This is a genomic window from Coleofasciculus sp. F4-SAH-05 (genome assembly GCF_040222985.1).
Classification (GTDB): Bacteria; Cyanobacteriota; Cyanobacteriia; order Cyanobacteriales; family Coleofasciculaceae; genus Coleofasciculus; species Coleofasciculus chthonoplastes.
The window spans coordinates 1-10,080 of the sequence record NZ_JAVKBY010000270.1 but is presented as its reverse complement, the minus strand read 5'-3'; the positions used below and the strand labels follow the sequence as shown (position 1 = coordinate 10,080).

Annotated in this window: 7 protein-coding genes and 1 pseudogene; 2 read left to right on the top strand and 6 right to left on the bottom strand. The window is 46.3% G+C overall.

Annotation, left to right across the window (positions count from 1 at the left end; genetic code table 11):
* Window positions 1-56: 56 nt before the first annotated feature.
* The 5 genes and pseudogenes from RIG27_RS33210 to RIG27_RS33190 form a co-directional block, all read right to left on the bottom strand.
* Complete coding sequence (locus RIG27_RS33210; protein WP_446351304.1) at window positions 57-437, bottom strand: hypothetical protein; 381 nt, start codon at window positions 435-437, stop codon at window positions 57-59.
* A gap of 47 nt (window positions 438-484) precedes the next feature.
* The gene (locus RIG27_RS33205; protein ID WP_446351303.1) at window positions 485-919 is read right to left on the bottom strand and encodes a TAXI family TRAP transporter solute-binding subunit; all 435 of its coding nucleotides are present in this window, start codon (window positions 917-919) and stop codon (window positions 485-487) included.
* 224 nt (window positions 920-1,143) lie between these two features.
* Window positions 1,144-2,025, bottom strand: a complete 882-nt coding sequence (gene fabD, locus RIG27_RS33200) for an ACP S-malonyltransferase (RefSeq protein ID WP_446351302.1) — start codon at window positions 2,023-2,025, stop codon at window positions 1,144-1,146.
* A 509-nt stretch (window positions 2,026-2,534) separates the two neighbouring features.
* Window positions 2,535-2,693: pseudogene (locus RIG27_RS33195) on the bottom strand (AAA family ATPase); the annotation flags it as partial.
* A gap of 311 nt (window positions 2,694-3,004) precedes the next feature.
* The gene (locus RIG27_RS33190) at window positions 3,005-7,153 is read right to left on the bottom strand and encodes an EAL domain-containing protein (protein WP_446351301.1); all 4,149 of its coding nucleotides are present in this window, start codon (window positions 7,151-7,153) and stop codon (window positions 3,005-3,007) included.
* A gap of 607 nt (window positions 7,154-7,760) precedes the next feature.
* Here RIG27_RS33190 and RIG27_RS33185 point away from each other — a divergent pair.
* A complete protein-coding gene (locus RIG27_RS33185; RefSeq protein WP_446351300.1) occupies window positions 7,761-8,651 on the top strand; it encodes a carbohydrate ABC transporter permease in 891 nt (296 codons plus the stop codon).
* 252 nt (window positions 8,652-8,903) lie between these two features.
* On the opposite strand, the gene RIG27_RS33180 is transcribed toward RIG27_RS33185, so the two are convergent.
* Window positions 8,904-9,251, bottom strand: coding sequence for a DUF433 domain-containing protein (locus RIG27_RS33180; RefSeq protein ID WP_446351299.1), 348 nt, complete (start codon window positions 9,249-9,251; stop codon window positions 8,904-8,906).
* A 184-nt stretch (window positions 9,252-9,435) separates the two neighbouring features.
* On the opposite strand from RIG27_RS33180, the gene RIG27_RS33175 reads away from it, so the two are divergent.
* Window positions 9,436-10,080: filamentous hemagglutinin N-terminal domain-containing protein (locus RIG27_RS33175; RefSeq protein WP_446351298.1), on the top strand; the 645-nt coding region annotated here is incomplete at its 3' end.

The window sequence follows — 10,080 nt, the reverse complement described above, 5'->3', positions numbered from 1 at the left end:
CTCTGGAGTTATCTAAATTAGGCTCAATACTTGGTAGTTTTCTACGGGTGTTTGGTTTAAGTATTGCCGCAAGGATAGATAATTGTAAGGTGTGTCGCGGAACTAAGAATCCCCGCACTTATAGGGCGGGGAGTGTCAAAGCATTCGATGTGTTTCATTAGCACCAGAATCTCTTGATTATAGTTATCACCCTGGTTTTTCTGTTTCTGTTCCAGTTGGGATTTCAACTGCCAAGCCCAAGACCAGATCACAACCGCGATTGACAGTAACAAACCCAGCCAGTCGGCATTCTCTTGCAGAAAGGATGGCTTCTCTCGATCGTAGTAAGCTTGGGCACCGGGGTGGATGGGTAAAATCGTCCCCACCAACACGCTAGGGGGACTGATGTAGGATGCCTCCGGGATCAGAGCCGCTAAATCCCGGCGGCGCTCGTACAAAATGCTGGTAATCTCTTGGATCAGCTTGTAATCAACCTTCTGATGAGCTAACAGTATCCTGGCAGTCCAATCCGTTTTCCCTTGAGATCGGAGACTTGATTGATGCCAGAGTTGGCTTGGACAACCAACTGAAACATATCAGGGAATAATTTAGACACAATCCGCGCCGAGGGTAGGGCAGGGATATCCGCCTGGGCTGTCGCCAGTTGCACTTTCTTCTCTTCTAGCAGTATTATATTTGCCTTTGAACCTTTGGTTTCCAGGACTTTGATCTGAATTTTCGGGTTATATTTAGCAACGACTTGTGCCATTGCCTGACTGAAAATATAACTTTCCCCTTGTTTCGACCCAGCGGCTATGGTGAGGTGATGCACTCGGTTACGCTTAATCACCACGTATCCGGTTAAACTCACCATTAAGCCTAAGCTGAAGAGAATTAGGAAAATTTTCCAACTTAACCGAATTGGATACCGATAGGACATAGCTAGCAGTCCTTGAGGTTGATAGATGTTCTGCTGACACGGTTCCCTGTCTCTGCTTGCAAATGTATAGCAGCTACCTTGGCAGGTTAGGACATTCTTTACGGTTCTCTGTTCCTGCTTGGGATGACCTAATGTCCTAACATATCCCCGTAGTGCGATATAACAGGGAAATGGAAAATATATAACCTACAGTAGATTCCTGAGGTTAACGATAGGTTAATAGGTTAACCGGGCAAATCTGATAAGCTACCGATATTTTTTAAGGCGGCATCCCGACACATCCGTTTAATTAAACCCGTGAGAACTTTTCCTGGACCAATTTCTACCACTTTCTCAATCCCTTCCTCTGACAGGTGTAATGAAATTTCTCGCCAGCGCACACTTCCCGTCATTTGACGTTGGAGACGTTCCTTGAGGACAGCCGCTTCTGTGGTAGGTATAGGTTCTGCATTGGATAACACTGGAATCTTCGCGTCACTAAAGGGAACAGACTCTAACACCCCTTGAAACTCCGTCGCGGCTGATGCCATGAACGGTGAGTGAAATGCCCCAGATACATTTAACCGTACTACTCGCTTGGCTTTCACTTGATTGAGTAATGCTTCTACGGCATCGGGGGTTCCAGAAATCACGACTTGGGTTGGACTATTATCATTGGCTAAGACTACATCCTCATGCTCCTGGATGTATTGGTCAAGCTGCTGTTGATTAAATCCAATTAAAGCCGCCATCATGCCACCTGAGGCACTATCCATTAGTTCAGCACGACGTTTGACCAAATTTAACCCCGCCTCAAAGTCGAAGACACCCGCCACGTAGAGTGCTACATATTCGCCCAAACTATGACCCGCGACGAGGTGCGGTTGATGTCCTTGTTCCTGGATAATATCGGCTAGGATGCTTTCGATGACATAGAGACAGGGTTGAGTATAGAGAGTGCGAGACAGTTTCTCTTCAGAACTCTGGCACAGTTCTAGCACGTCCCAGCCTAAGATTTCCTGGGCTTGGGCAAATTTGGCTTGAGCCAGGGGTAAATCGGCTAAGTCGGTTCCCATCCCGACAGATTGAGAACCCTGTCCAGGAAACACCCATGCAGTTTTAGTCATTTTGTTATTCCTTGATGTTGGTCAGGGTATTCATTATCTCAGGAGAAATGCACGGAATGGTTATCTCATTGACGCTTAACTCAAAGTTGTCCCACTGTCAATGCTTAATCGGAAATCAGTGCAGACAACTTAACCAGGACTTACGCAGCTACACCACATATCGTGGCAAAGGTGCGTTACGCTACGCTAACACACCCTACACATAGAGGCTTTCCGTAAGTCCTATTAACGACGAATAATCTGTACCAAAGTCATCCACACATAATCCAAGTTATCTATTAAGGCTTCCATGAACAACTTATCATTTTTGCTCTCAACGATAAGTAAGTTACTCACCCCTCACTCCTTTGCCATGTTCTATAGCATATTTTAGTGTTTCTAGATCACGATTAATTCCTATAATTGAATTACTGCGAGGCTTTCTGGCAATTTCAAAATAGACACCAAGATCTGGATATTTACTTACTCCTGTCTCTGTAAAAGCTTTAATCATCTCTAAACTGTGCGATAATAGTTATCGATTTAGGACAATTATTCAATAAAATTGCTTCCAGCAAAGCCGTCTTGCCAGCATGGTTTTGACCCCCAATTAAATTAACTCTCTTAAATCCAGAAATTTTTGTTGCTTCAAAGCATCTAAAATTAGTGATTTCAATGTCTTTTAACATCAGCCAGTAATCCACCTTTTGACGTTTGGATGGTTTGGAGGAGTTCATTGGAGATGATCAGCCTCATGGTTATCTTAACTGATCTGTGCTTCTAGATTTAGGATAAGCGATCGCGCTATTGGTGGGTATATAAACTTATATCGAATGGTATGCTTCTCGTATTCTGGTGGGCAATGCCCACCCTACGGTATATCAAGGGTTTCGGTGATACCAAAATGCACGCTTTTCAGTGCGATTAAACCTATATCGTTTGGCGCTCTTGGTGGATGGGTAGATCACCATCTGAGGGCGCACACCGAATCCGTTTCATCTCATTGAGGCTCAACCCGCAGTTTTCCCGCCGTCAACGCATCTAAGGGCGCTTGAAATAAATACCCTTGAGCATAGTCACAATCCAGCAGCCGCAGTTGAGTCAATTGCTCTTTTGTTTCTACGCCTTCGGCAATCACTTCCATTCCTAGGCTATCTGCCAACATGATAATTGTGCGGACAATTTGCAAGGGTAATCCTTTGGTGCGATTGCTCATGCCTGCTTCACAATGCCCTTGTTCCTCGATGCCAATATTACTAATCAAAGACTGATCAATCTTAATCGTATCAATCGGAAATCGATGCAAATAACTTAACGACGAATAACCTGTACCAAAATCATCAATACATAACCCAATTTGGCGATCGCGTAATTCTTTGAGCCGTTCTTCCGCTATCTCGGGGTCTGCCAGTAAACAGCTTTCAGTAATTTCCAACTTTAAATGACTCGAATGCAGATGGGTCTCGTGCAGAATTTTGTCTAGGTGTTCTAGGAGTTCGGGTTGTAAAAACTGTTTGCTGGAAAGATTGACATAAATCGTCAACTGATGAGCCAGTTCTTGATTAAGTTCACTGTCCTGAACCGTATCATGCCAAAGTTCTAACTGACGACAGGCTTGGCGCAACATCCACCACCCCATGGGAATAATTAATCCGGTTTCCTCTGCCATGGGGATAAACTCACCGGGATACACTAATCCTCTGGTAGGATGATGCCAACGCAATAGTGCCTCAAACCCAGCAATCTGATGGGTTGAGAGGGAGACTATCGGCTGATAGTAAATCTCAAATTCCTGGTTTTCCACCGCCCGCCGCAATTCGGTTTCCAACTGCAAGACGCTGAGGGCATTTTGGTGCATCGTCAGGTCAAATATCTCATAGCGGGAGCGTCCTAATGCTTTTGCCCGGTAGAGGGCGGTATCGGCATCCCGCAACAGATCTTCAGGACAATCATAGTTGATGATATCCCCCTCCTGTCGGATCTCCCGACTTAAAACGATCCCGACACTCGCCCCGGTAAAGACTTCATGTCCATCTAAATTAAATGGGGCGGCTAATTCTTGCTGAATCCGTTCCGCCACGCGGGTTGCATGGTGAATATCTTCAATATCCTCCAGCATGATGGTAAACTCATCCCCACCCAATCGCGCCACTGTATCCTCTGTCCGCAAACAGGATTCTAAGCGACGGGCAATGCCAATCAGCAGTTGATCCCCAAGAAGGTGCCCTAAACTATCATTGACCACTTTGAAACGATCTAAATCCAAAAACAGTAGGGCAAAGCGATAGGTGTGATGGCGTTTGGCTCGCTCTACGGTATGAGTTAAGCGATCCATAAATAACGCCCGATTGGGCAATCCGGTCAAGGTATCGTAAAACGCCCGGGTTTGCAGTTGGTCTTTTGCCAATTTATGTTCGGTGATATCTTCTACCGTACCTTCGTAATACAGCAATTCCCCGGTCGTCATATCCCGAACAGCACGGGCATTTTCGGCAATCCAAATCACGCTGCCATCTTTGCGATAGACTTGGGACTCAAAATCAGCTACCGCATCATTTTCTTGCAACAGCCGACTAAACTCCGCCCGTCGCTGGGGATCAACATAAAGCTGATGTTCGATATCTGTCAGTCGCACCATCAATTCATCGGCAGAGGAGTAGCCGTATAAACGGGCAAGGGCAGGATTGGCGCTAATATAATGCCCATCAGCCGTGGATTGGAAAATCCCTTCCAAGGCATTCTCAAAAATACTGCGATATTTGGCTTCTGCTTGTTTTAATGCCTGTTCTGCCTGTTTCCGTTCCGTAATATCCCGTGCCACCCAAACCACGGAGTCTTCCAAGGTGGGGGAAATCGTCGCCGCAAACCAAACCTCGCGATCGCGCACGGGTAAACTATACTCAATATTCAAACGCGAAGACGTGGCGATTGCTTCCTGGATATAGGTCAAGAACTGATTGGCTTGAGTTGTACCAAAGACTTGATCCAGGGTTTTGCCCACAAAGTCTTTGGCATTTTTCGGCAACAACATGGGGTCAGGATTCGTCGGGGCAATTTTCAGGAAACGTCCTGTTTCATCTAAAACAAAGATAGAATCCGTCATCGCCGCCAATAATGCCCGCAACTCCGCCTCAGAGGAACGCAACGCCACTTCCGCCTGTTTGCGCTCAATCGCTACTCCTAATTGGGCGGCTACCGTAGAAATCAAGTTAACCAAACGCCGATCTGTTTGCCGGGATTCAAACCGGAAAAACGTTAATACTGCCAGCACCTGGTTATGAGCGATAATCGGTACAGCAAAGCCCGCTTTCAGACCACAAGCCTTTGCTATAGAGGAACGCACGAAGGAGGAATGAGGCGCACGGGACACATCGGGAATCCATTCTGGGCGACGGGATGCCCACACTCGTCCGGGTAGTCCACAGCCTAAGGCAAAGGTAAAGGCGGGACTGTAATGGCAAAAGTCTTGCCGGGTGGACGCCTCAGACGCTAAGACAGGGGGATAGGGAGAGGCTGCGCCTTTATCGGTGTGAGTAGATGTCCGATCATGTCCGCTTAAACTGTTATCATTTGCTTTTACCGTGACACCTTGCTCCTTACCGTCTGCCTTCAAGGGCTGTTCCTCTACTCTGCGCCAAATTGTGGAACATTCTAAGACCTTCCCATTAGCACGTTTGACCCAAGCTTCGCCCAAATCCCAATGGGTGGCTTGTCCCACTTTGCTCAAGGTGACATACAAGGCTGACTGAAAATCTGGGGCTTCACCAATCGCCTGGGTCATGGTTTGCAAGAGTTCTAGGGCATCGGTTGCCCATTTCCGTTCGGTAATATCGGTAATAAAGCCCTCTAAAGCCTGTAATTCTCCGTGGCGAGAAAAAATGCCGCACCCTTGTTCCCAAACCCATTTCTGAATCCCTGTGGCTGTAGTAATCCGATATTCGAGTTGATAGGGTCGTTTTTCAGTAACGGCGGCTTGCACATCCTGCTTCACCCGTTTTCGGTCTTCTGGATGAATCACGTCACTGAACACTAATGCCCGATTTTCCACCAAATCACGGGGATTGTAGTGTAGCAGATTAAAACAGCCCTCACTGACAAACTCCATTGTCCATTGACTATCCGCCCGACACCGATACGCCATTCCGGGCAGATTGCCCATCAGTGTGGCTAGGGTGCGCTGACTTTCTTGCCAAGCCCCTTCCGCTTGCTTGTAATTGCTGATATCAAAGGCACTTAAAAGGATGGCAGGTTTTCCTTGAAACTCAATAATCCGGGTACTCGTATCCAGCCAGCGCCTATCTCCGGTTTTGGTGAGGATTTGCACTTCATCGCGACGTTTTGCGCCTCTGTGCGCCGTTTCACTCCGGGATGGTTTGGGCATGAAGGCGTGGCTACTCGGATGCAGCAAGTCCCATAAATCCATGGTTAACAATTCCGATTGGCTGTATCCGGTAATTTCACAGACGGTGGAATTGACATAAATTAACTGATTGCTTTGATAGATTAAGACAGCAGCGGGAATGGTTTCGGCTAAGGTACAAAATTTGACCTCCTGTTCACACACGGCATTCGCAATTAACTGGCGACGTGTTGGTTGGGATGATGGGGCTGTTTCCTGAGGTGATGGGGGTAAGGATTGGAGGGATTCGTGGTGATGCGAGTCGTCCGTAATCGGCTGGAAAATGGCAAGAAAGGCGGATTCCCGCTTAAAGGTTAACCGTTGCAGAGAAACCAGACTCCAAATCGGCTTACCCTGGCAACTGGGCATTTTGATCGCGTAATCCCGCAAATAGCCTTGGCTAACTAAACCCTGTAATATGAGCTGTCGTTGGGCGGAATCGTGATAGAACGATAGAGTTTGGCGATCGCAAACGGGTTGATTGACTCTAGAACGCTTCTGTTGCCTGGGATCAAAGGTTGAGTTGTAATGCTCGTTAGCATACAGAATAACACCATCCTTTAATCGAGCAATAACCAAGGGTAGGGGAATGGATTGCACTAGCGTTTGCCCCAATACGGTGTCACTGTCTCCTCGCCTGGTGGATTGGGGATGGGTGGGGATACTGAGAAGTTCCAGTACGGTTGTCTTTAGTTCCGGTTGTGTATCTTTTTCCAATAAATGGCTGTAGCTTACTTCTAAATGTTTCACGGCGGCATAAAACTCCAACGTATTGTGCGGGGAAAGTCCCTCAGACTAAATTCGGGTTAATTCCTCATTGGTAGGGACAAAGCAGATGGCAGAAGGAATAGAAGGAAAAAAGTACCCCCGTTTGGGATAACTTCCTCGGATTGGGTATCACGCCAGACGCGATGCGAGAAGCGTCTTGAGTTCAACCCTAACTCCCGGAATCGTCCTGGCTTCCCAGCGTGAATATCTGGTCCCCTTATCCGTAAGTTCCCACCCACTCACGTTCAATCGACAGGAATTCTTTTCCGGTCATAAGCGAGAGGAATGCTAGCGTTTAGTTCGGTGGGTTGAAGCTTAAGGTGGGAAGAAAACGGCAGGTGCAATATTTTAAACGCAACTCCTAATCAGGTGTCGCTGAACCTGGTTTACCTCGCCCAAGCCAATAATCGGGTTGATGATAGATGCACCCTAATATCTCACCCCCCCCAACCTTGTCAACTTAGATAAGGGAATATTGGGTTATAGTGAGGTAAATAATAAGATTAGACTAAGGTTAAGAATAAGAAACTGTTAGCTATGCTACAGTACGATATTAAATTTTTATTTTCCCTAACAATTTGGATCTCAGATGTCAAAGGATTCGTTTGTCATCCCGCCTAAGTTAACCCCGTACCTCTTTTTACTCCCAGCCCTAGTTATTTTGGGAATAACAGTATTTTTACCCGCTTGTCAAGCCTTTTACCTGAGTTTTACGCAATACGACTATGATTTGACCCAAATGCCTGAATGGGTGGGCTTGGCGAATCTGCAACGTTTGGGGAAAGACCGAGTATTTTGGCAAACGGTGGGGAACACGGTGTTATATCTGATTGGCGTTGTGCCAATTTTAGTCGCACTTCCCTTAGGATTAGCGATTTTGGTCAATCAGAACCTGCGCGGGATAAGCTGGTTTCGGGCGGCGTATTACACTCCAGTGGTGGTTTCGATGGTGGTGGCGGGAATTGCGTGGCGGTGGCTTTATGCGGAAAATGGTTTATTTAATCAGATACTCAGTTGGATTGGGTTTAAAGAGGGCATTCCCTGGCTGACGAGTCCAGATTGGGCGATTTTTAGTGTTATGGCTGTTACGGTGTGGAAGGGGTTAGGCTATTACATGGTGATTTATCTGGCAGGTTTGCAATCGATTCCTGACCAACTCTATGAAGCGGCGGCGTTGGATGGTGCGGATGGGTATGGGAAACATTGGGATATTACGGTTCCCTTAATGCGTCCTTATTTGGCATTAGTTGCGGTCATTTCGGCGATTTCGGCGACGAAGGTGTTTGAAGAAGTTTATATTATGACCCAAGGGGGACCTCGCAATAGTTCTAAAACGGTGGTCTATTATTTGTATGAGCAAGCGTTTGCGGATTTGGAAATCGGTTATGCTTGCACGATTGGATTAGTGCTGTTCTTGGTTATTATGGGATTATCCCTGCTTAATCTTAAGGTATCTCAAGGACGCGATCGCATTAGTTAAGCAAGCTCCTTAAGCCTAGAACTAAAGTTCTGGCTAAAAGCTGAAACCCGTTAAAACGGGTTCAAAGATTTACCCCGTCAGCTTTAGCTTATAAGTACCTGGACATAAATTCTGTTCGCTCTACTAAGAAATATTAACAAGTGTCAAATCTTTACTGTTCCCTGTTCCCTGTTCCCTTGTCCTCATGTTTAACTTTAATTGAATTAAAGTTTTAGCCCTAGTAGTTGAATTTTATAGCTAGGGTCTACATTTTCATCTAGGAGATACTTGAGCATTCTTCTTTTTCTTTCTTTGTTCTGCTCTAAGTTTCCGCATCCGAATAGCCGTAGGCGATGGGTTAAGGTGTTGTGCTTTAACTTGCTGGTGATTCCACTCTAACCAGTCGGCTAAATATTTACTGACAGCTTCTTTATTATGGAGGTAATAGAGAATTGTCGCATAGACTTGCTCTAAGGTTAGGGATGGATAAGTTTGGGCAATTTCTTCTGGAGTACGGGCGCGATGAATGAAATCATAAAGAATGGTTTCTATGCCTACTCTAGTTCCTTTGAGACGAATGTCGTTAGGGGCGAGGAAATTAAAATAATCTTCGAGTTGCATAAGTAGTTGGATGACGATACAGAATAAGCAATTTTAGCCACGCTTCATCCTAGCAGAGAATCGCCCGTCAAGCGGGTGGGCAATGCCCACCCGACTATATCCCTGTTCCCTCGGTTTTAAATGATCTAGACTTGAGTTGAGGTATAATAGTGCCTTCTTCAAGATCATCTACCATCTAACGGATATGGCAAGCCAGGGGTTAGGGTATAGACCATGGGGGTTCAGCCTGATTATAGTGGGATGGGGCGCGATCGCATCCGTCGCTGCACCCGCATTGGCGCAGATTCAACCGGATAATACCTTAGGGGCGGAACAGTCTATCGTCACACCGAATGTGGATATCAAAGGTTTGCCCGCCGATTTGATTGAAGGGGGGGCAATTCGCGACACGAATCTGTTCCACAGTTTATTAGAATTTAATGTTAGTCAAGGTGGGCGGGTTTATTTCGCCAATCCTCAGGGGATTGAAACGATTTTCAGTCGGGTTACGGGGAGTGATATATCGAACATCTTAGGAACCTTGGGCGTAAATGGACAAGCGTCGTTATATTTACTTAATCCTAATGGGATTATCTTTGGTGAAGGGGCGCGTCTGGATGTACCGGGTTCCTTTGTAGGAACTACGGCGGATTCAGTGGTATTTGAAAATGGGTTGATGTTTAGTGCAACGAACCCAGAAGCCCCACCCTTGCTGACAATTAATGTAACCCCAGGCTTGCAATATGGGAAAAATTCGGCAAATGCGTCTATTACCAATCGGGGGAATTTAGTTGTCGGGCAAGATTTAACCTTAGCAGCAGGCAATCTGAATTTACCAGGTCAAGTTTCT

Bases quoted from the DNA above. Each gene is read 5' to 3' on its own strand.
- RIG27_RS33205 (WP_446351303.1), bottom strand. From the start codon at position 919: ATGTCCTATCGGTATCCAATTCGGTTAAGTTGGAAAATTTTCCTAATT.
- fabD (WP_446351302.1), bottom strand. From the start codon at position 2,025: ATGACTAAAACTGCATGGGTGTTTCCTGGACAGGGTTCTCAATCTGTC.
- RIG27_RS33185 (WP_446351300.1), top strand. From the start codon at position 7,761: ATGTCAAAGGATTCGTTTGTCATCCCGCCTAAGTTAACCCCGTACCTC.
- RIG27_RS33180 (WP_446351299.1), bottom strand. From the start codon at position 9,251: ATGCAACTCGAAGATTATTTTAATTTCCTCGCCCCTAACGACATTCGT.